The 22080-nt window shown below is 44.3% G+C and carries 18 protein-coding genes; 11 read left to right on the top strand and 7 right to left on the bottom strand.

What is annotated here, in order from left to right:
- Window positions 1-200 precede the first annotated feature (200 nt).
- Window positions 201-1184 (top strand): elongation factor P--(R)-beta-lysine ligase, encoded by a 984-nt coding sequence (epmA, locus tag HLM86_RS16145; protein WP_170883303.1) that lies wholly within the window; start codon window positions 201-203, stop codon window positions 1182-1184.
- 38 nt (window positions 1185-1222) lie between these two features.
- On the opposite strand, the gene HLM86_RS16140 is transcribed toward epmA, so the two are convergent.
- From HLM86_RS16140 to HLM86_RS16125, 4 genes are all read right to left on the bottom strand, one after another.
- Complete coding sequence (locus tag HLM86_RS16140) at window positions 1223-3409, bottom strand: YjbH domain-containing protein (protein WP_170883305.1); 2187 nt, start codon at window positions 3407-3409, stop codon at window positions 1223-1225.
- Entirely contained in the window at window positions 3406-4152 is a 747-nt protein-coding gene (locus HLM86_RS16135) for a capsule biosynthesis GfcC family protein (protein ID WP_170883307.1), read from the bottom strand. The genes HLM86_RS16140 and HLM86_RS16135 overlap by 4 nt, the downstream gene beginning before the upstream one ends.
- A gap of 5 nt (window positions 4153-4157) precedes the next feature.
- Entirely contained in the window at window positions 4158-4820 is a 663-nt protein-coding gene (locus HLM86_RS16130) for a YjbF family lipoprotein (protein WP_170883309.1), read from the bottom strand.
- Window positions 4821-4898: 78 nt separating this feature from the next.
- Window positions 4899-5156 (bottom strand): hypothetical protein, encoded by a 258-nt coding sequence (locus HLM86_RS16125; protein ID WP_170883311.1) that lies wholly within the window; start codon window positions 5154-5156, stop codon window positions 4899-4901.
- Between the two features lie 351 nt (window positions 5157-5507).
- On the opposite strand from HLM86_RS16125, the gene HLM86_RS16120 reads away from it, so the two are divergent.
- From HLM86_RS16120 to cysE, 7 genes are all read left to right on the top strand, one after another.
- Window positions 5508-6650, top strand: coding sequence for a capsule assembly Wzi family protein (locus tag HLM86_RS16120; protein ID WP_170883313.1), 1143 nt, complete (start codon window positions 5508-5510; stop codon window positions 6648-6650).
- Between the two features lie 4 nt (window positions 6651-6654).
- Window positions 6655-9465, top strand: coding sequence for a polysaccharide biosynthesis/export family protein (locus HLM86_RS16115; protein ID WP_254868834.1), 2811 nt, complete (start codon window positions 6655-6657; stop codon window positions 9463-9465).
- Between the two features lie 44 nt (window positions 9466-9509).
- A complete protein-coding gene (locus HLM86_RS16110; RefSeq protein ID WP_170883315.1) occupies window positions 9510-10478 on the top strand; it encodes a Wzz/FepE/Etk N-terminal domain-containing protein in 969 nt (322 codons plus the stop codon).
- Window positions 10479-10596: 118 nt separating this feature from the next.
- A complete protein-coding gene (locus tag HLM86_RS16105; protein WP_170883317.1) occupies window positions 10597-11031 on the top strand; it encodes a rhodanese-like domain-containing protein in 435 nt (144 codons plus the stop codon).
- Window positions 11032-11174: 143 nt separating this feature from the next.
- Window positions 11175-11642, top strand: a complete 468-nt coding sequence (gene secB / locus HLM86_RS16100) for a protein-export chaperone SecB (RefSeq protein ID WP_076588952.1) — start codon at window positions 11175-11177, stop codon at window positions 11640-11642.
- A gap of 184 nt (window positions 11643-11826) precedes the next feature.
- A complete protein-coding gene (gene gpsA, locus HLM86_RS16095) occupies window positions 11827-12858 on the top strand; it encodes an NAD(P)H-dependent glycerol-3-phosphate dehydrogenase (protein ID WP_076588951.1) in 1032 nt (343 codons plus the stop codon).
- A gap of 41 nt (window positions 12859-12899) precedes the next feature.
- Entirely contained in the window at window positions 12900-13721 is an 822-nt protein-coding gene (cysE, locus tag HLM86_RS16090; RefSeq protein ID WP_076588950.1) for a serine O-acetyltransferase, read from the top strand.
- A gap of 54 nt (window positions 13722-13775) precedes the next feature.
- On the opposite strand, the gene HLM86_RS16085 is transcribed toward cysE, so the two are convergent.
- From HLM86_RS16085 to argE, 3 genes are all read right to left on the bottom strand, one after another.
- A complete protein-coding gene (locus HLM86_RS16085; protein WP_076588949.1) occupies window positions 13776-14315 on the bottom strand; it encodes a PadR family transcriptional regulator in 540 nt (179 codons plus the stop codon).
- Window positions 14316-14696: 381 nt separating this feature from the next.
- A complete protein-coding gene (gene ppc, locus HLM86_RS16080) occupies window positions 14697-17330 on the bottom strand; it encodes a phosphoenolpyruvate carboxylase (RefSeq protein WP_076588948.1) in 2634 nt (877 codons plus the stop codon).
- 235 nt (window positions 17331-17565) lie between these two features.
- Window positions 17566-18702, bottom strand: a complete 1137-nt coding sequence (gene argE, locus HLM86_RS16075) for an acetylornithine deacetylase (RefSeq protein WP_170883319.1) — start codon at window positions 18700-18702, stop codon at window positions 17566-17568.
- A 151-nt stretch (window positions 18703-18853) separates the two neighbouring features.
- Between argE and argC the strand changes: the two genes are divergently transcribed.
- The 3 genes from argC to HLM86_RS16060 are packed head-to-tail and all read left to right on the top strand — an operon-like array spanning window position 18854 to window position 21958.
- Window positions 18854-19858 (top strand): N-acetyl-gamma-glutamyl-phosphate reductase, encoded by a 1005-nt coding sequence (argC, locus tag HLM86_RS16070; RefSeq protein ID WP_170883321.1) that lies wholly within the window; start codon window positions 18854-18856, stop codon window positions 19856-19858.
- 20 nt (window positions 19859-19878) lie between these two features.
- Window positions 19879-20691, top strand: coding sequence for an acetylglutamate kinase (argB, locus tag HLM86_RS16065; protein WP_170883323.1), 813 nt, complete (start codon window positions 19879-19881; stop codon window positions 20689-20691).
- A gap of 52 nt (window positions 20692-20743) precedes the next feature.
- Window positions 20744-21958, top strand: coding sequence for an argininosuccinate synthase (locus tag HLM86_RS16060; RefSeq protein WP_170883325.1), 1215 nt, complete (start codon window positions 20744-20746; stop codon window positions 21956-21958).
- Window positions 21959-22080: the final 122 nt, after the last annotated feature.

The raw sequence follows: 22080 nt of genomic DNA, 5'->3' as shown, positions 1-22080 counted from the left end.
ATGTGATGTTTGTCATTGCACAGGTTAATTGTTGATAATGAACTAAATGAAGGTAAGTGACGGACTTGCCACGTGAGTCGCGAGTGATTGTTGGCCTGTGGGGCGACGCCAGCGCTTTTCCGTTTTAAATGATGAGGATTTTCAAAACACAAAAAAGGTGTTAGCGTTTCACCCCTCTTTTCATTTTAGGTAAACGTCTTATGCAGACGCAGACGCAGACGCAGTGGCAGCCATCAGCCTCGATTGAGCAACTAAAGCAGAGAGCGGATTTGATGCGGTCTATACGTCAGTTTTTTAGTGACAGGCGGGTGTTAGAAGTTGAGACACCGGTGATGAGTCAGGCGACAGTGACCGATATCCATCTACATACTTTTAAAACGGAGTTTTCTGGTCCGGATCATGCTAATGGAAAAACGCTGTATTTAATGACCAGTCCCGAGTTTCACATGAAGCGCTTGCTTGCTGCGGGAAGTGGTTGCATCTATCAAATCTGTAAGTCTTTTCGTAACGAAGAAAGTGGGCGATACCATAATCCAGAATTTACAATGCTCGAATGGTACAGAGTTGGTTTTGATCATCATAAATTGATGGATGAAATGGATGACTTATTACAGAAATTGCTGCTATGTGGGTCAGCGGAGCGTATGACGTATCAACAAGCGTTTCTTGATGTACTTGGAGTGTGTCCGTTGGAAGCCTCTATGGTCGAGCTCAAAGCAGTTGCAGCTACGCTGGGCTTAAGTGATATCGCTTCCTCAGAAACAGATAGAGATACGCTATTACAATTACTTTTCAGTATTGGTGTGGAAACTAACATTGGCCAGACGGTGCCTGCCTTTGTTTATCATTTTCCAGCCTCTCAAGCTGCGCTAGCAAAAATTAGTCTGCAGGATACGCGCGTCGCTGAACGTTTTGAAGTGTATTTTAAGGGGATCGAATTAGCGAATGGTTTTCATGAACTGGAGAGTGCGAAAGAGCAGTTAGAGCGATTCGAGCAAGACAATCTTAAGCGAAGCAAAATGGGACTAGATCCTCAGTCGATTGATCACCATCTTATTCAAGCTTTGGAAATGGGGTTGCCAAGTTGCGCAGGCGTTGCCTTGGGTATTGACCGTTTAATTATGCTGGTGCTCGAATGTGCCCATATCGAACAGGTGACCGCTTTTCCATTCCAGCGAGCGTGATAAAAAGGCTGGCACAATGGACAGCCTTTTTATTCATTTTAATCAACAGAACTGGGTCGTTGGTACCATTGTGAACGTGCGTCAGTTTGATCAAACAGGTTGTATTGTTTGTTCAACATTTGGCCGCCATCTCGAGTGATAGGTTCCCAAGAGATTTTTGCTCGGCTTACACTCGGTTTGATGGTCATGATGTCTAGCGGAATGGATACATAAAATCCTTTATTGTAGCTGCCTTCACCATATTCTTCAGCCGTAAGATCGGTGAAGGTGGCGTATGCGCCGACAATCACGCCTGACTTAAATTGCTTTGAAAAATCCAGTCGGGCGCCCAAGTCTCCGCCCAAGAACTTGCCTGCGCTCAGTTTAAATAGCGTGTCCTCAAGAAAGTGCCAGCTAGGCATATAGTAGCCTGTGACGTGCCCGGTTGTTCCGCGGCTTAAGACATAGGCTTGGCAGGAAGGTGTTGATGTATTACAAGTCGCTTCATCGTAAAAAAAGTAATCATCGCTGTAGACGCCAAACCATGAGTCTGGATCGCGTTGGCTGATAAGGTTAGCATCAAACCCGACCGCCCAGTTGGTGTTCATAGGACGATACAAGACTTCGCCCCCAACCCCGGCAAACATCATTTCCAAATAGCCCGCATACATCTGGGTGTAGATACTTTGAGCGGGTTGTTCGAACCAAGTCAATTGCAAATGATTCAGCCTGACGGGATTGTCATGCACATAGGCACGGAACAAGGTGCGTACTCTCGGTGTGGAATAATTGCTGATATGGGGGGAATTGTCGATGTAGTTAAATTTGTCATAGTTATCGACCAGATTGAAAATGATTGAACCACCAAATTCAAGGTTGTCGGTCAGCCAGTAATGAGAGTTTGCACCAATTCCCAGACTATAAAGGTAGAAAGCTTCGGGGCCCCCAAGACTTTGTTTCAAAACAGGCTCAAAGCCATAATCCCATCGTTTTTTGCTTTCCGCGACGGGGGAGGAGGCAAGGTATTTGGGTTCACTGTCTTTAAAGCTGTCACTGATTTTTGTTTCAGTCGATAAGTGGTTTGCGGCTTTTAGATACGCCTCTTTACGGATGGTTGTTTGTTTGAGAGCCATTCCATCTTGTTGTTCCACGACTTTAAATACACGAATGAGTTCACTTGAGTGGTTGGTCAAGATAGCCGCAGTGCGATCCAGAGCTTCTTCACGGTCACGATATTTTGTTTGTTGGCCTTTTACTATTATCGCATCACCATCAATAGAAATTTCGTTGTTTTGGTATCCTGCGTTGGTTCCGATTTGCTGGGCGACCTGTTTCCAGTCGGTGTTTTGAACATTTTTGCCCGAGCCTGTCGCCTGTTTGGCTTCATCACGCCAAACGGCTTTCATATCATTGAAGTTAGTGTAAAGGTTTATACCAAAAGTGATGGTATCGCCACGTTGATAACTGACCTTCGCATCTCCCCAATCGCCAAGTCGGTAATTGAGGCCCAGATTCCAAGGCGTGTGTTGAGGCATGGCTTTGCCTGCTCTGACAACGGGGTAATCTTGGCTGTAGTCATTTCCATCATATTCTAATTTTATGCGTAAAGGCCGATAAGGGGTCTGATATTCAAAACCACCAAATAAAGCGGCAGGGCCTTTAAACCAGCGTTCATAATCGACATTTCCTCCCGAATTAGAAAAATCGCCCTCTCGATTACAGTATCGGTCACTCACTTCACAGAAAGGGTTGGTTACATTACCACGTTGTCCTAAGTATCCCCAGCCCAAGCCTAAGGTCACATCGATACTGCCAAAACGCTTTGTGGCAGCAACAAACTCACCATCGAACAATCCCGTTCCGCCGAAATCTCGAACTCCCACAGATGTTTCCGGTAGCCAGTAGCCTTCTTGCCAAAGGCGTATTTTGAAGTCGATTCCTTTGTCGGTGTAAAGATTATCGCCACTATAAGAAGGATTATCGCTAAACAAAAGATCAGGAACACGAGTATATCGAACAGTAGACTCTAGCCAACTCATTAATTGAATCGAAGCACTATAGTGCTGATAGTCGTCATTAGCACTAACCCCTAAATTGAATTCCCCTTCACTGGCCATGCGACCAGAGGGCATTTGGATCAGTCCAGTTCCTCCAAAGTCCGTTTGGGAAACTTTAAATGGTTCGGCGTACGCGGAAAAAATCAAACCCATTGAAACGAAAAGTGAGGTGGTCGTGTTGGTTTTCATGAGTAGTTTCTTCTCCAGACGAGCAGGGAGATTATGTTCTGCTCAAGTTGTAACAGCGCTTCCGACGGATTGTTAAAGGCCAAAAATAGTATGGAGCCAGGTGGAATGGCCGTTTGGTCATCGTTCCAGTAGGCAAAGCCAATCTTCTTATAGGTACCATCGGGATAAATTAGCCAAACAAAGCTGTTGCTTGCATCGGACAGTGCTTTAGAGGAAGAAAGATAATCTCTCACCGTCTTATCGGGTTGGGATTCCGGTTTTGTTGTGCTGAAGAACAAGCCTTCCAAACTGATTGTGGTGGGTCTGTCGGGATATTCGAATTCGTAGTGCCCTGATAATATAGGATTGGCTGAGGGTTCTAAACGAACAAAATCCAAATCAAGTGAGACCTTTTCTCGGTAGCCGATAGACCACTGACTTATCTGTTCATGCAAAATGCCCAAACTTTCATTGAAATCAGGCTGCTCTGCTCTTAGTTTATTGATTTGATTAAGGACGGATTGTTTCCGATTGTTGGCTATTCTTTGTTTGTCCAAATTGAACAATGCATTGTTGATAGCATAACTGAACGGGGTTTGATTCTTACTATGTATGTTTGTGTCGTTGAGCGCCCTTTCCAAGCGGACAGGGGCATCGTATTCAATAATGAGCTGTTCGCTGGGCAATTCAACCGTGACAACGCCGGCTATTGACGAAGAAAGGGGCATAGTTAGCCACAGCAATGAGAGAAATGTACGTTTCATTGGCACTATCCTTTGAATGGCTTGAGTATTTCTTGTTCAATAAAGAGTTGGTCGGGAATGACCCATTGAGCAGATTTGACGACATTCCCATCTAAATCTGTCCAGTAAGTGCTATGCATTGTTTTATCTAAGCCGTCAAAAGAGAGGTATTCCTGCCACATGTGAGTTTGTTGGCTCCAGATGGCTGATTCTAGTTGCAGTGTGGCGACTTTCGTTGTGTCGATTCGCGCAAGGTGATTGAATTGATAGTTCGGCTGCCAATCGTAGGTTGCTTGCCACTGATACTGTTTTTTTTGAAAATGTGGGATTTCTTTAGAGGCCAATACTCCGGAAAGGTTGGAGCCGGGCAAGTTGTACGTTTTTACAACACGTCCATTTTCAGTGACGATCATCGCACTATCATTTGAAATCCACTTAAGTTGAAGGTTGCCTGAGATGGGTTGTTTTTCTACAAACGCCAAAACCATAAAAATCTGAGGTCCGTCATTTATTTTGAAATAACTGCTGGCGTAGGGAAGTTGGCTGATCGCTTGTTTATCTAGGCTAATATTGTCAAAGCCAAAAAGGGCTTCTTTTAAAGTGTCATTTGTATCAGAAAAGCGTTGCGTGCACCCAAAAAGCAGTACGAAAAATGTTGCGAGGAGTGAAAACCGCACTCTATTTGGCATCTTGAGATCCATATCTAAAAAATAAATGAAAAAACACCCTTAGTTTCACTAAGGGTGTTTGCTCATAACGTTCAATAACTAGTTAGTACCAGTCGTACCTGTAGTTCCGTCATTGTCAGAAGCTGCGACCGCAACCGCTGCTACAGCGATAGCTGCACCAACCGCAACCGCGGTGGTTGTCGCGGCACCAGCAGCCGCAGTCGTTGCTGCAGTAGTCGACCCTGCCGCTGTTCCACCAGCAGAGCCGCCAGCAGTACTTGCACTAGAGCTTTCTTCTGCGAAAGCGCCCGCTGAAGCACCAAATGCCAATAGCATTGCTAAAGCAAATTTTTTCATTGATTATTTCCTTGTAAATTTACAAATAAAACATCGATGGTGGAGCAAAATATAACCACTCCAATTACCATTCTATTTTACTTTTCACTATGTGTAAAAAGTAAAATAAATCCACTAGGATGATTTGTCACATCTTAATTTGCTTAATCTAGGATGCCCTTTATAATAATTCGGCTTTAATACTATTCGGGTAACTCGGTGCGCATCATAGAACGAAACAATAAATTGAGACCATTATTTTCTCCACGTGAGGTTGCTCTTAGTGTCATTGGTGCCGTAATCGTTTTTTGTCACACTCCGTCTTATGCATCCCCTTGGATTGAAGCAAATGACTCTTTTTTGAGGTCGTCTATGCTTGCCTTGAGTGATGGTGGTCTTCTAAGCGGACCAACGAGTACGTTCCCTCTGCGTTGGTCTTTGGTCACTGAGCAAGCAGGTAAGTCTGATGCGGGTAAGTTGAAAAATGAGCTGGCCTATTTTAATTATTCACTGCAAAGCGCCAAGCTTAACCGAGGCAATCGCCGCTTTGCTGTGAAAGGCGGGGGAGAGGAGTCTCAAAATAACTGGTTTTCTGATGTCTCGCGTGATGAATGGGCAGTGGAGGCAAGCTATGAGCACCTTTCAAACAGCTTTGCATTTAGGTGGAATGGTCGATACCAAGATAGAAATAACGATCAAGAATTTTCGTTTAAAGAGAGTTATCTTGCCTTTAACGCCGGAAAAGCATTAGTTGATATTAGTAGCTTGCCCAAGTGGTGGGGGCATGGTTGGAATCACAATCTTATTTTATCCACATCAGGTGAGGATTTGGATGTGGGATTGAGTTGGATGGGCGACACTCGTGTGATCGGGGTTTGGAATGTAAACATTAACATCACTCAACTCGATGATCTGGATTACGATTACAGGACGTCTTTTAGATATGTCAGCCAACTGTCTTCATGGCTTGAGTTTGGACTGTCGAATCATTATTGGTTTGAAGCGAATAAGAGCCGGGCTGAAAGTTCTCAAAGTCAAGCCGCAGTTGACGCTCGGGCCTCTCTGCCACAATATCTGGACATTCAGCACAGTGTATACACAGAGCTCGCTTCTGCACAAAAACAAGCGGGTTTGGGCGCTTATATGATCGGTTGGAGCGGCCATCGGCCGATAGGCGGAAGCTCCTTGCGTATTGCGATTGAGTATCAGTCTATTGATGCAGACGAGCGGTACAAGATACGTGAAAGTACTTTAGATAACTATTTACAATCGAGTTACCTTCTCAATAAAAGCTGGACGATCAGTGGTTATTTTCAGTTGAAAAATGATCATAAGATATCCATTGTGGTAGCAACTCAAGAGTCACTTGATGCTGAAAGAAAAAAACAAAATAAATATCAATTATCTTACCAGCTACCAATGTTAAAAGGACAAGTGAAGTTGATGGCTGATGTTACAGATGATAACAATGAAAGTGAAACCTATTTGTGGTCACAATATGAATTCAGGTTCTAGCGTAATGAGAATATTAACATTTAAGCTCAAAATCCCCTTAATCATGGGTGCCGTATTTTTAAGTGCCAGTGCATTTGGAGCAATGCCCTCTCAGGCTCAGATTAATCAATTTAAAGCACTACCCAAAGCTCAACAAGAGATGTTGGCTAAACAGCTGGGCGTTGATATTTCAGCATTGGACTCTTTTGATACTACAGTGCTTGGTTCGGACTCCAGTGACCTTAAGAGCAGCCCACCAGAGCGAGCGACTGGCACAAGTGATTACGCGATAGATAGCAAGCGTAAAAAGAATGCATACAAATTCAAGGGCTCAGAGTTGCCGTTTTTCGGTTATGACGTGTTCTCCGGTTCTTCACTGGATTTTACGCCAATTGAAAACTTACCGGTCCCTAATGACTATATTATTTCTCCAGGAGATGAAGTCCGAATACAGCTGTTTGGTAAGTCTTACACGGATGTGAAATTAAAGGTCGATAGTGAAGGTAAAATTAACCTACCAGATTATGGACCTGAGTATGTTGCTGGCCAGACCTTCAGTGAAATTAAAGGTTTCATAGCGTCTTTAATTCAGCGTAAATCCATAGGCGTCGATGCCGTAGTTTCGCTAAGTGCAATGCGTACCATGCAAGTTTTTGTTACAGGTGACGTTACTCAGCCAGGTGCTTATAATGTTAATGGTTTGACCACCTTATCTCAGGCATTGATTGCTGCTGGAGGTATAAACTTGACGGGGAGCCTACGCAATATAAAAGTGAAACGTCTTGGTAAGACGGTGGTTACTTTTGATGCCTACAATTTAATTGTGAAGGGAGATTCTCGCCAAGATATACGCTTACAGGCTGGTGATACGATTCTAGTGCCCGCCAAACAAGCCGATGTCGTGGTAAAGGGAGAGATTCTTCGTCCCGCTCACTACGAATTAACTGCAGCAAGCCAGTTGCAAGAACTGATCAATATTGCTGGTGGCGCGTTACCTACTGCATACTTATCTAAAGTTAGCCTCAAACGCCGTACTAATGACGGTATTAAGCAGTTAACGCTGGATTTATCTAATATCAAGGATAAGTCTATTAAACTTCAAGCGGGGGATGAGATATCTTTGCGCCCTACTGGTAATAAGATGAAGAATGCCATTGCCCTGCGTGGTGAGCTGTTTCGGCAGGGGGCCTATCAGTTTAAAGCTGGGTTGCGCATCAGTGATGTGATTAGCCAAGATGACCTCAAAGAAAATGCTGATCTATCTTATGCCTTATTAGTTCGGGAAAAAGTGGACACACGTCATATCAATGTATGGCAATTTAACTTGGGAGAGGTCTTAGATGACCCCGATTCCATTGATAACTTTGAGCTTGATCAAGGTGATCAGTTGTTTGTTTTCGATAGTGGACTGGATGTCGATTATTGGTATCGAGAGCAAAAATCTGACAATACAAAGCGTATGGAAAAACGAGCGCTTACTCTGGCTCTTAAGGATCAGGAAACTCAGGCACGTTACGATGCACATCACTCTACAAGTATAGAGGCGTATGCTAATTCGGCGTCACAAGAAAATGGACCTTACCTTGAGCCAAACCTCTCTTATGCCAACCAAGTTGCCGCTCCAAACCAAAGAGCTAATAGTGCTAAGAGAGTGGCTATCTTGGATTCAGAGACAGGGGCTTTGGTTGAAAAGGAACAAACCAAAGCTCTCAAGATTGCAGATAATGATAAATTTGCTGAGGCTGATGATTTTAGATTGTCGAGCAGAGAAGCACTACTTAAGCCAATTATTGAGCGCCTGAAAGCCCAAGCGAGCTTATCTGAGCAAGCAAAAATCATAGAAATCTCCGGCGCGGTGAAATACCCAGGAGTGTACCCGTTGCCTGAAAACTCCAGCTTTGATCGTTTGGTTTCGGCCTCCGGTGGTTTTGCTGAGCAAGCTTTCTTATATAGTGCGGAATTAAGTCGTTCGGAGAAAGTGGACAGAGATTTTGTGGTTAGGCATATCCCCTTTTCGCCTTATGAGCTTATAAATGGCCAAAAAACATTGGATATAAAGCCACAAGATCATTTGGTGATAAAAACGCAACCCAATTGGCAGCGCGGCAATACAATCGAGTTGCAAGGTGAAGTGGTCTTCCCTGGTGCTTATACTTTCCAACGAGGCGAAACAATTCAAGATGTGATTGAGCGTTCAGGAGGTTTAACCCAATTTGCTTACCCTCAGGGGGCGGTGTTTAGTCGAGAAAGCCTACGTCGTCAGGAAGAAGAACGTTTGAAGCTGTTGAATCTTCAGCTAAAACAAGAAATTGGCAATTTAGCACTGCGGCGCCAGAATTCTAGTGCTACCTATACAGCAAGTCCCACTGAAGCAATGACGATTGCTGATGAACTGGCTTCTACGGAAGCTATTGGCCGCTTGGTTATTGACTTGCCGCAAGCGTTGGAAGGGGACAAGCTTGCTGATATTATGATTGAGAAAGGGGACAAACTCTACATTCCAGCGAGACAACCTGTTATTAGTATTATGGGGGAAGTGCAGTTTGCATCGAACCATACCTTCAAGCCTGATATGAGTATAGAAGATTATATTTCCTCAGCAGGTGGAACAAAAAAACAAGCCGATACCGATAGGGTCTATGTGGTGCGCGCTGATGGTTCGGTTATGCTACCAAACAACTCTTTTTGGTTTAGTCGTCAAACGAGTTCTTTGGAGCCTGGGGATACTATCATTGTGCCTTTAGATACCGATTATCTCGATGGTTTGAGTACATTGTCTTCCGCGACACAAATTCTATATCAGATAGGTGTTGCTTGGAGTGCCGTTAAAAATTAATTTATCAGCCCTCTTTTGGAGGGCTGCAGCTAAAAGAAATAATTATGAACAAACCTCTTACTCACGAAAGAGAATTCACGCGCTTGCAGCCGTTATCTGTTTCCAATGATGACATAGATATTAAAGAACTTATCTCTAGTCTCTGGAAGGAAAAGTGGACTCTCATCGCTATAACTGCACTGTTTGCTTTGGGGGGTGTTATTTTTTCAACCTCACGTCCCAATATTTATAAGGCTTCTGCTGTTGTGGTTGCTGCCAATGACGAAAAAAGTAGTGGGCTTGCGGCAATGGCAAGCCAATTTGGAGGTTTGGCCTCGCTGGCTGGAATCAACGTTGCTGGTGGAAAGACAGATGATAAAGCTCTATCTCTAGCAACCCTGCAATCACGGAAGTTTATCAATGCGTTTGTGGAGAAATATGCTTTACTGCCGACTCTAATGGCTACTAAATCTTGGAATGAAGAGAGTAATGAAATCTTACTAGATTCAAAAGTTTATGATGGCAACCGTTGGTTACAGGATGCTAGTCATAAAGGTAAGACATTTGAACCTTCAGCATGGGAAGCTTACAAGAAATTTAAGAGTTTACTTAACATACGTGAGTCCAAAGAAACTGGAATCGTAACTATTAGTATTACTCACCAGTCTCCCTATGTTGCTCAGCAATGGCTGCAATGGTTGGTTTTGGAACTCAATTCATGGATGAAAGAAGAATCCTTAACAGAGACTAACCGTAATATAGAGTACCTTGAACAGCAGCTGGACAGAACAAAAGTGGTTGAGATGCAGAATGTCTTTTATCAGATTATTGAGGAGCAAACGAAAACACTTATGCTCGCAGAAGTGAAGGAAGAATATGCGTTTAAGACCATTGATCCACCTGTTGTACCAGAAGAAAAATCAGGGCCAAAGCGTACTCTAATATGCATTCTAGCGACATTGCTCGGCGGGCTCTTTGGCGTGACCTTTATTTTGGTTCGCTATGCATTTCGTCGTGAAGGCTGTACAAACTGATTCTGTGAGTAAAGCTATCTCGCCTTAAGCGTATAACCTCGTTATACTGCCATTCTGATTTTTAGTCCGGATCTGCCCAGCCTCGTTGAAGCAGTTCCATTATTTAAGAGCACAGGACATGCAAGAATACATCGAATTTTTCCAGCAGAATATGATTCTTTCTCTGGTGTGGGTTGGCATACTAATCGCCCTTGTTATGAACATCGTTAAGTCATCGACAGCGGTCTATAAAGAGATCTCAGCGGCGCAGACGACTCATTTAATGAACCGAGAAAGCGGTGTTATTGTGGATATCCGTACCAAGGATGAATTTCGCAAAGGTCACATTACTGATGCAGTTCACATTTTACCGTCTGATATCAAATCTGGTCAATTAACCAGTCTTGAAAAACACAAATCTGACCCAATCATTGTGGTATGCAAAACGGGGCAAACAGCTCAAGAAAGCGCAAACCTTCTCTCTAAAGCAGGTTTTGAGAATGTTAGTTTGCTCAAAAATGGCTTGAGTGCTTGGAATGAAGCGAACTTACCTTTGGTTAAAGGTAAGAAATAACGCATCAGATCGTGTTTAAGTGCGGTTTAATTCGAGTATTCAAACCAAAGGCTTACGTGTTTTACACGATATATTGACCTAGTTTTAGGTGATCTCTCAGTCGCTGCTGTTAAGGCGACTGAACTATGAAAGGATTTTAAAAAATGGCTGAAGCTGCACCACAACAAGACGCGCAAAACTTTTCGATTCAACGTATTTTTCTAAAAGACGTCTCTTTTGAAGCGCCAAACTCTCCTAGTATGTTTCAGAAAGAGTGGAACCCAGATGTTAAACTGGATCTTGACACACAAAGTCGTGAACTGGGTGAAGGTGTTTATGAAGTTGTCTTGCGTTTGACGGTGACTGTCAAGAACGAAGAAGAAACGGCGTTTCTGTGCGAAGTTCAACAAGGTGGTATTTTTACGGCAGATAAAATGGAAGCAGGTCAACTGGCCCATTGCCTTGGTGCATTTTGCCCAAATATCTTATTCCCTTATGCACGAGAAACGATTTCGAGCTTGGTCGTGAAAGGGACATTCCCTCAATTAAACCTAGCGCCTGTTAACTTTGATGCTTTGTTTATGAATTACCTGCAACAGCAGGCTGAGCAAGAAGGTCAGGCAGAAGCCTAAACAATAACAACCTATTCTTTATTATAGGTTGACCGTAAAATGCACAGAGCATCGATACCAAGATGTCATGTGCATTTTTTGTTTCTAAGAATCCATGGCTAGAGTCTTTTATTCCTATTTGGGCGATACTTAGCTAGAAATCTCCAAAATGACTCGGCCACCCTAATGATCATCAGGTGGAACCATGAAAGACAAGAACAGTAATGTCTACAAAAAAGAAATAGCCCTATCAGTACTGGGCGCTGGATCTTACGGAACTTCACTTGCTATTTCGTTAGCGCGTAATGGTGCCAATGTAGTGATTTGGGGGCATAACTCAGAGCACATGTCCCGTTTAGAGAAGGATCGTGCGAATCATCAATTCCTACCTGATATAAACTTCCCAGACTCGCTGATTATTGAGTCGGATCTTGGTAAAGCCGTACAAGCGAGTAGGGATTTATTAATTGTGGTGCCCAGCCATGTCTTTGGGAGTGTGCTTGACAATATCAAACCGTATTTACGTGAAGATTCACGAGTTTGCTGGGCAACGAAAGGCCTTGAGCCAGAAACGGGGCGTTTGTTGAAAGAAGTGGTACGTGAAACCTTGGGTGATGATTACCCATTGGCTGTACTTTCTGGGCCGACCTTTGCTAAGGAACTTGCTAAGGGGATGCCAACCGCGATTTCTGTGGCTTCACCCGATACCAATTTTGTCACTGACCTTCAAGAAAAAATTCATTGCAGTAAGACATTCAGAGTGTACGCCAATAGTGACTTTATTGGGATGCAGTTAGGCGGTGCGGTTAAAAATGTGATTGCGATCGGGGCTGGAATGTCTGATGGTATTGGGTTTGGCGCTAATGCAAGAACGGCACTAATTACTCGTGGTTTAGCTGAAATGACTCGTTTGGGTGTGGCTCTGGGTGCACAGCCAGAAACTTTCATGGGTATGGCGGGGCTTGGTGATCTAGTTCTGACTTGCACTGATAATCAGTCGCGTAATCGACGTTTTGGTTTAGCTTTAGGACAAGGTCAGGGTGTAGAAAAGGCTCAACAGGAAATCGGTCAGGTTGTCGAAGGATACCGGAATACGAAAGAGGTATGGTTGCTCTCCAAGAGAATGGGGGTTGAAATGCCTATTGTTGACCAAATCTATCAAGTACTGTATCAAGGGAAAGACGCACAAAATGCGGCCAAAGACTTGCTCGCTCGGGACAAAAAATCGGAAACCTGAAGAAGTGCTCAAGTAATAGGCGTGAGTGAAAGGAAATGGAAATGAAACATTGTGAAAAGCAGAGAGTCTGGAAAGCCATTGTTCGTGAAGCTCGCGATTTGTCTGAGCAGGAACCCATGCTAGCCAGTTTCTATCATGCCACCATCATAAAGCATGAAAGTTTGACCGCTGCACTGAGTTATATTCTAGCCAATAAACTCAATACAGAATCTATGCCTGCAATAGCTGTACGTGAAGTGGTAGAAGAAGCGTTTAATGCTGATCCCTCGATTACTGAGGCGGCAGCTTGCGATATCTGTGCGACGGTCAACCGTGATCCCGCGGTCTCCATGTACTCTATGCCGCTACTTTATTTGAAAGGCTATCACGCATTACAAGGTTATCGAGTGGCCAATTGGTTGTGGGGACAGGGGCGTGTAGCCTTGGCGACTTATTTACAGAACCAGATTTCTGTGGCCTGTCAGGTTGATATTCATCCCGCGGCTAAAATTGGTTTTGGGATTATGCTGGATCATGCGACCGGGATCGTTATAGGTGAAACAGCGGTGGTCGGAAATGATGTCTCTATCTTGCAGGATGTCACTTTAGGTGGTACCGGAAAAGCATGCGGAGATCGCCACCCTAAAATACGTGAAGGCGTGATGATTGGCGCGGGTGCTAAGATTTTGGGTAACATCGAGGTGGGAGAAGGGGCCAAAATTGGTTCATGTTCCGTCGTGTTGCAGCCTGTCCCTGCCCATACGACGGTAGCCGGTGTACCGGCAAAGATAGTTGGACGCCCTACTACTGATAAACCCTCTTTAGATATGGATCAGCAGTTTAATGGTCGCGCACATCATTTTGTTGGTGGTGATGGCATCTAAGTCGATGACCAGTTCAACTATTAAGGCTTGAAGACGCATCTTCAAGCCTTAATATTAACTCAGGTTATTCAACTCTGTGAGTACTTCTTCAGCCCATTCAACCCATGCTTGACGAATAAGTAGGTTACGACGCAGCGTTAAACGCTCCAAACGTTGTGACTTATCGAGCATGGAAGGTGAAGAATAATAAGCTTGTTCGATTTCCTGATAATGTGAAACCAGTTTTCGAGATTCGATGACAAGCTCTGCTAGTTGCTCTCGGTAGGGAGCGCATGGCTGCACTGCACAAGCCATCAATTTGGCGGAAAACTCGTCACGAACCGTTGGGTGGGCCGTTGGTTGGTCAAACCATTCACCTAAAGCAACCCGACCTGCTTCAGTTATCGAATAGACTTTGCGGTCTGGTTTACCTTCTTGAGGTTCAAGAACGCAAGTAACTAAGTTATTTTGAGCCATTTTATTGAGCTCTCGATAGACTTGCTGGTGACTTGCTTTCCAAAAATAGCCAATAGTGGCGGAAAATTCTTTTGTGATATCATATCCGGTTGAGTCGCGTGTACTCAAAACTGTCAGGATAACGTGTGGTAATGACATGTCTTCAATCCAAATGGTCAATAACTCTAACTACTGCTTAATGACTGTGGTACTTCTATGGTACTTATCATCAGTGAGTTTCTTTAAGCAGTGCCAACAAAGTTGGCCATGTCACCTTAAAAGCCGTTTATCACCTAGAGTGATCTGTAAGTTTAATTTTTGCGGAGGAACCTACAGTATATCTAAATAATAAGCATAAAGTAGAATAAAAGATTGAAATTACCCTAAAAAATGATAATTTAATCAATAAAAGTATTATTTAGTCATTAATTCTTATTTTTTTAATTAATTCTTGTTATTTGGTTTAATCTTCTAGTAAAGCCACTCTTGGTAGAGTCGGATTTTACGGGGCAATCTCGCAATTGCCCGCTTTTAAATCATCTATCCTGTGTTCCTCATGCCCGCAGCAATCCCAGCAATAGTTACCATCAATGCTTCTTCAAGTTCAGGAGACGCTATTTCCGTCTGGCGAGTACGATAAAGAAGCTCTGCTTGCAGCATATTCAAAGGCTCTACGTAAATATTGCGTAGGCGTATAGATTCTTGCCCCCAAGGATCGCTTTGCATCAGGTTTTCATTGTTTTCAACATTGAGAACGGCTTGGATGTCGTTTGCAAGTTGAACACGTAGCCGCTCTCCTAAAGCGAAAAGTTTAGGTTCAACTAAGCGTTCATCATAGTAACGGGATATTTCAAGATTGCATTTTGAATAAACCATTTCCAGCATGCCAAGACGTGTAGAGAAAAACGGCCATTCTCGACACATTTCCTCTAGTAAAGTTTGCTGGCCTTTATCTACGGCATACTGGATTGCTGCACCTGCTCCAAGCCAGGCTGGTAGAACCAAGCGATTTTGGCTCCAGGAAAAAATCCATGGAATCGCACGCAAACTTTCAACCCCTCCCTTGGGGTTGCGCTTGGCAGGCCGTGAACCAAGCGGTAACTTACTGAGCTCTAATTCAGGCGTGGCTTGGCGAAAGTAAGGCACAAAATTAGGCTCTCCGCGAACAATGTCTCGATATGCCTGACAACTCACCTCTGAGAGGGTATTCATAAGGTCACGCCATTCTTGTTTGGGTTCTGGTGGCGGCATTAAGTTTGCTTCTAAAATGGCACTGGCGTAGAGACTAAAGCTGTTAACGGCGACTTCAGGTAACCCTAGTTTAAAACGAATCATTTCACCTTGCTCAGTGACGCGCAGTCCCCCTTTTAAACTCTTTGGTGGTTGAGAGAGTAATGCGGCGTGTGCAGGTGCACCTCCACGACCAATTGTGCCGCCTCGACCATGGAATAGTGTCAGCTCAATTCCCTCACTTTCAGCAACATTGACCAAAGACTCCATTGCATGATATTGAGCCCAACCGGCAGACATGACACCAGCATCTTTGGCAGAGTCGGAGTAACCAATCATGACCATTTGATGGTTCTGGATAAAACCACGATAAAGGTCAATGCTCGTGAGCTGCTTAATCACTGATTCGGCATTGTTCAGGTCGTCCAGTGTTTCGAACAAAGGACAAACATCCATCCGATAAGGGCAGCCAGACTCTTGAAGTAACAGGTGTACAGCAAGGACATCGGACGCGGTATGAGCCATTGAAATGACATAAGCACCAAAGGCTTCACGCGGTTGTGTTGCGACAATCTTACACGTGTCCAATACTTCTTGAACCGCTTCAGATGGTTTCCAGTTACGTGGCAGTAAAGGGCGTTTCGACGCTAACTCTTTGGTGAGAAAGGCTGTCTTGTCTTGCTCACTCCATTGGTTGTAATCTCCAAGCCCAAGATAAAGTGTGAGTTCTGAGAGGACATCGGCATGTCGAGTACTTTCCTGTCGTATATCAAGACGGACTAAATGGACGCCGAACGCTTTGATTCGGCGTAAGGTATCGAGTAATGAGCCATCCGCAATAATCCCCATACCGCATGCTTGTAAAGATTGGTAGCAAGCGTAAAGCGGCTCCCACAGCTGCTCTGCGCGCTGCAGTGGTGCTTTGACTGCCAGATTTTGACCGTTGATTTTAGCATCGAGAACGTCTTTAGTTTCCGTCAGCAGAGCACGTAACTGTTTGAGGATGCAGCGGTAAGGTTCGTGCCCGTCAGCGCCAGCTAACGCACGTACAGTATCATCACAACGAGTCATCGACAGTTCACTGATCAGCTCATTGATGTCATTTAAGTAAAGATCCGCGGCTTTCCAGCGAGAGAGTAGGAGAACTTCACGAGTGATATTGTGCGTAACAAATGGGTTACCGTCTCGGTCACCCCCCATCCAAGATGAGAAGTGTACTGGTCGAGCATCAATGGGTAACCCCGACTCTAAATAGTTGTGTGCATGTTGATCAAGATCGCGTAAGAAATCAGGAACGGCTTCCCAGAGAGAGTTTTCAACAACGGCAAAGCCCCATTTTGCCTCATCTAGCGGCGTAGGGCGTTGCTGGCGAATGGTATCTGAATGCCAGCCTTGCGCGATAAGCTGCTCAAGACGACGCTCCGTTTTCTGACGCTCTTTTAATGAGAGATCTTCTAGCTCAAGCTTTGACAGACATTGATTAATTTTGACTAATTTATTGATCATCGTACGACGAGTGATTTCGGTCGGGTGTGCTGTCAGCACCAGTTCGATATTGAGCTTCTGGACCGCCTGAGCGGTATCATCTTTGTTGATACCCGTTTGGTTGAGCTTGGCAAACAAGGTTTTGATTGCATCTGGTTCGCAGATATGTGAATCGCAATGGCGAGAAATAGTATGATATTGCTCCGCCATATTGGTCAGATTGAGAAACTGATTAAATGCGTGAGCAACAGGGGTAAGCTGCTCATTGGGTAAGTTCTTGATTTCTTCTATCAAGTTAACTCTGTCTTCTTGATTGCCTGCGAGTGCTGACTTGGACAGTTTACGAAGCGTTTCAACTTTGTCTAAAAGTGCGTCACCGTGCGCTCCCTTTATCGTGTTGCCGAGTAAGTGGCCAAGCATGCTTACATTACTTCTGAGCGCCGAGTATTTCTCATTCATTGACATCCTGCCTTGTAAAAAAATTACATCCAGTGTGATTTCATCAATGGATAATCTATCGAAAAGTATCGCTGGGAGTCAAATTTTGTCGAAAATTTAACGATATTCTTGTTGTAAAGAGAATGTTGACCGCGTAAATATCACTTTCATCGAACTAGTTGAAAATTTATTACAAAATAAAAGTGCCAACAATGAGAGCAAGAAATAGGCGAGTTGCTTGCCCTCAACATTGAAATCAGAAGCAATATTTATTCATTGCTTTTGACAAAATTGTAATCGTTGGTTCAATGAACTCGAAGGCCAGGAACTCATCCGGTTGGTGAGCTTGATCGATAGATCCTGGCCCCAACACGAGTGTCGGACACAATTGTTGTAGGAAGGGAGCTTCGGTGCAATAGTTAACCGTTTCGGCGCTTACGTTGCAAATGTCTTCTATGCCTCCTACAAAAGGATGATCGTGCTGGCATTCATAGCCAGGTATTGGTTCGTGCAGCGGTGTTATAGTGAGTCTTCCTGGCCATTTTTCCTCTACCTCTTTCAATGCGCCACGTAATAGATCGTCTAGCCCATCTAAGCTTATGCCCGGCAGTGGCCTAACGTCATAATGTAATTCACAACATCCACAAATTCGGTTAGGGCTGTCGCCACCATGAATATGGCCGAGATTGAGCGTTGGGTTGGGAATGGCAAAACCTGGATGATGGTACTCTTTGACTAACCGGTTACGCAGTTGCATCAAGGCGAATAGGACTTCATGCATTATTTCTATGGCATTAACCCCTAGGGCCGGGTTCGATGAGTGTCCGGATTGCCCTGTGATCCGAACAGCATTGGCAACATGACCTTTATGTCCTCGCACAGGAATAAGGCTGGTTGGTTCGCCAATAATACAGTAGTCAGGTTTAAATGGAGCATCGTGTGTAAAGTGACGGGCGCCAAGCATCGTTGTTTCTTCATCACAAGTGGCTAAGACATAGAGGGGCTTGGTTTGCTTGCGCCAGTCGACCTTTTTCACGGCTTCAACAATAAAGGCAAAAAAACCCTTCATGTCTGCTGTACCTAAACCGTAAAAACGATTGTTCGCCTCAGTTAGGCTGTGGGGGTCGAAGTTCCAACGACCTTGGTCAAAAGGCACGGTATCGCTATGCCCTGCCAACAGCAAGCCTCCTGTGCCATTGCCTTTTTTTGCAATGAGATTAAATTTTCCTGTTTCTACTTCACTAAGGTTTACCTCAAAGCCAATATCTTTCAGCCAATTGGCCAACTTTTCAATGACTTCTGCATTGCCTTCGTCCCAACTAGGATCGGTTGAGCTGATAGATGAGGTAGAGATGAGGCCGCGGTAGACCTCAAGAAAACTTGGTAATTGCATAATTGTTTGCATTCCCTGTTGACAGATTTAACCCAAGAAGGTAAAAGACATATTAAATCATTTAATTTGAATAAAAAACCATAAATGAGTTGTTTGTTTAAATTTATAGTCACTTCGAGAGCGGTGAAATTAAATCCAATGGATGTCTGAGATGCTTAAAACCTCAATTATAGGCGCAAGTGGTTACACGGGCGCAGAACTGGCTCTAATGGTTCAAAAACATCCTGATCTTAAGCTATCAGGTTTGTATGTTTCCGCCAATAGTCTTGATGCGGGGAAGAGCATTGGCGATCTGCATGGCAAGCTTACTGGTGTGGTGGATGAAACATTACAACCCCTCATTGATGTTAATGCTATCGCGGCAACCAGTGATGTTGTGTTTTTGGCGACGGCTCATGAAGTGAGTCATGATTTAGCACCAACCTTCCTTGAAAATGGATGTCAAGTATTTGATTTATCTGGGGCGTTTCGTGTTAATCAGCAAGGTTTTTACCATGAGTTTTACGGGTTTGAACATCGGCAGCAGGTTTGGCTAGAAAAGGCGGCTTATGGTCTTGCTGAGTGGAATGACGAGGCAATCAGAGGTCGCCAGCTTATCGCGGTTCCGGGGTGTTACCCAACGGCATCTCAGCTCGCGATAAAACCGCTTCTTGAGGCTGCTCTGATTGATACCACGCAATGGCCCATCATCAATGCCATTAGCGGCGTTACGGGGGCGGGCAGAAAGGCGACGATACTGAATAGTTTTTGTGAGGTTAGCTTGCAGCCTTATGGTGTTTTTCATCATCGGCATCAGCCTGAAATCACCACTCATTTAGACACAGAGGTTATTTTTACTCCCCATTTAGGCAATTTTAAAAGAGGCATTCTGGCGACCATCACCATGAAGCTTGCCGCAGGGACAACACAAGATCATATCGATGCATCGTTTCGTTCGGTTTACCAAAACAAGCCTGCTGTCCGCCTCTTAGGGCCAACAATGCCATCAATAAAGAATGTAGAAAATACGCCTTTTTGTGATATCGGTTGGCAGGTGAAGGGCGAACACATCATTGTGGTATCTGCGATCGATAACTTGCTAAAAGGCGCGTCAAGTCAAGCGATGCAGTGTTTAAATATCCATTACGGGTTTCCAGAGCTTTCTGCTCTTATCTAACTAGCAACCAAGGAAAAATAATGACAGAAAGCCACATCACACCATTAGTGATCAAACTTGGCGGAGCTGCACTTTCGTGTGTTGATACATTAAGTCAGGTGTTTGGGGCCATTGCCAGTTATCGCAGTCAATCTCAGCGACCGATTGTGGTTGTCCATGGCGGTGGTTATTTGGTGGATGATCTTTTGGAAAAACTGAATATTGAGACCGTCAAAAAAAATGGCCTCAGAGTGACACCCTATGATCACATTCCTTTGATTGTCGGCGCGTTAGCGGGTACAGCAAACAAACTGTTACAAGGTCAGGCAATTACAAATGGCTTGGATGCTCTAGGTTTGAGCCTTGCTGATGGGGGACTATGCCGTATCGAAGAGCTGGATCCTGATTTAGGCGCGGTTGGCAAAGCAATGCCCGGTAAGTCTGAATTGTTGCAAACGATGTTAGATGTTGGGGCGTTACCCATTATTAGTTCGATTGGTTTGAACGAGCAGGGACAAATGATGAATGTTAACGCAGATCAAGCGGCGGTTGCCGTGGCGGGAACATTAAATGCTGAGTTGGTTTTTCTGTCGGATGTCAGTGGCGTACTGGACGGAAAAGGCCATCTTATTAAGTGTTTAGATGAAAAAGAAGCACAAAGTTTAATCGCTGGTCATGTAATTACTGACGGCATGATTGTAAAGGTGAATGCCGCGTTGGATGCGGCGAATAACTTAGGTCGAGCGATTGAAGTCGCGACGTGGCGTTATCCAGACAGATTGATAGAGCTTTTCGCGGGCAAGAGTATCGGGACTCAGTTCCTACCCAAGCCTTCACCTTTAATGATCAAATAAAAATTCAGTTGATATTGACGCCCGTCAAGTGCAGGTTTTTGGAGAAAATAAAATGAGCAAAGTTCAAGTTAATAAAGTTGTTGTCGCGTATTCTGGTGGTCTGGATACTTCAGTAATCATTCCATGGTTGAAAGAAAACTATGACTGTGAAGTCGTGGCGTTTGTTGCTGATGTCGGACAAGGAGCAGAAGAACTCGAGGGTATTGAGTCGAAGGCAAAAGCATCAGGTGCGTCAGAGTGTTACATCGCGGACTTGAAAGAAGAAATGGTGGCCGAATATATTTACCCTACTTTAAAAACAGGGGCTTACTATGAAGGAAAGTACTTACTCGGGACGTCTATGGCGCGTCCCATTATAGCGAAGGCTCAAGTAGAGGTTGCACGTAAAGTGGGAGCCGATGCTCTATGCCATGGTTGCACAGGGAAAGGCAACGACCAAGTGCGTTTTGAAGGTGCTTTTGCGGCATTGGCCCCTGATCTTCATGTTATTGCCCCTTGGCGTGAATGGGATCTCGTGAGTCGAGAAGAGTGCCTAGACTATCTTGCAGAACGTAATATACCGTGTACGGCATCACTGACAAAAATCTATTCTCGTGATGCTAATGCTTGGCACATTTCAACGGAAGGTGGTGTTCTCGAAGATACTTGGAATGCTCCAAATCAAGATTGCTGGGCTTGGACCGTTGATCCCAAACAAGCGCCAAATGAATGTGAAACGGTCACATTAACAATTGAAAAAGGTGAAGTTGTTGGTGTTGATGGCGAGTTAATGACCCCATATAACGCACTCGTTTACCTAAATAACAAAGGTGCTAGACATGGTATTGGCCGTATCGATATTGTAGAAAACCGTCTAGTGGGGATGAAATCGCGCGGATGTTATGAGACTCCGGGAGGAACGATCATGATGGAAGCACTGCGCGCGGTCGAGCAGCTTGTTCTGGACAAAGCGGCATTCGAATTTCGTGAAGAACTTGGTGTGAAAGCGTCTCATCTCGTTTATGACGGCCGCTGGTTTACACCATTGTGTAAGTCTATCCTCGCGGCTTCAGAAGAATTAGCTCAGGATGTCAATGGAGAGGTCGTGATTGATCTGTATAAAGGACAAGCTACGGTGACTCAAAAGCGCTCAGCCAATAGCCTCTATAGTGAAGAGTTTGCAACTTTTGGTGCAGATGAAGTATACGATCAAAGCCATGCAGAAGGGTTTATCCGTTTGTACTCTTTATCAAGCCGTATTCGTGCATTAAATAGCCACAAAAAGTAAGACTCCAATCCTTCTATAAAAAACTCATTGGGTTCGCCGAATGAGTTTTTTGTTTTTGGCGAATAAGTTGCACTAAGGTGAATAAATATGTCAAATTAGTGAATTAATACTTTATTTTTGTC

It is taken from the genome of Vibrio ostreicida (assembly GCF_013074385.2).
Taxonomy (GTDB): domain Bacteria; phylum Pseudomonadota; class Gammaproteobacteria; order Enterobacterales; family Vibrionaceae; genus Vibrio; species Vibrio ostreicida.
This window is presented reverse-complemented; position numbering and strand designations above follow the sequence as displayed.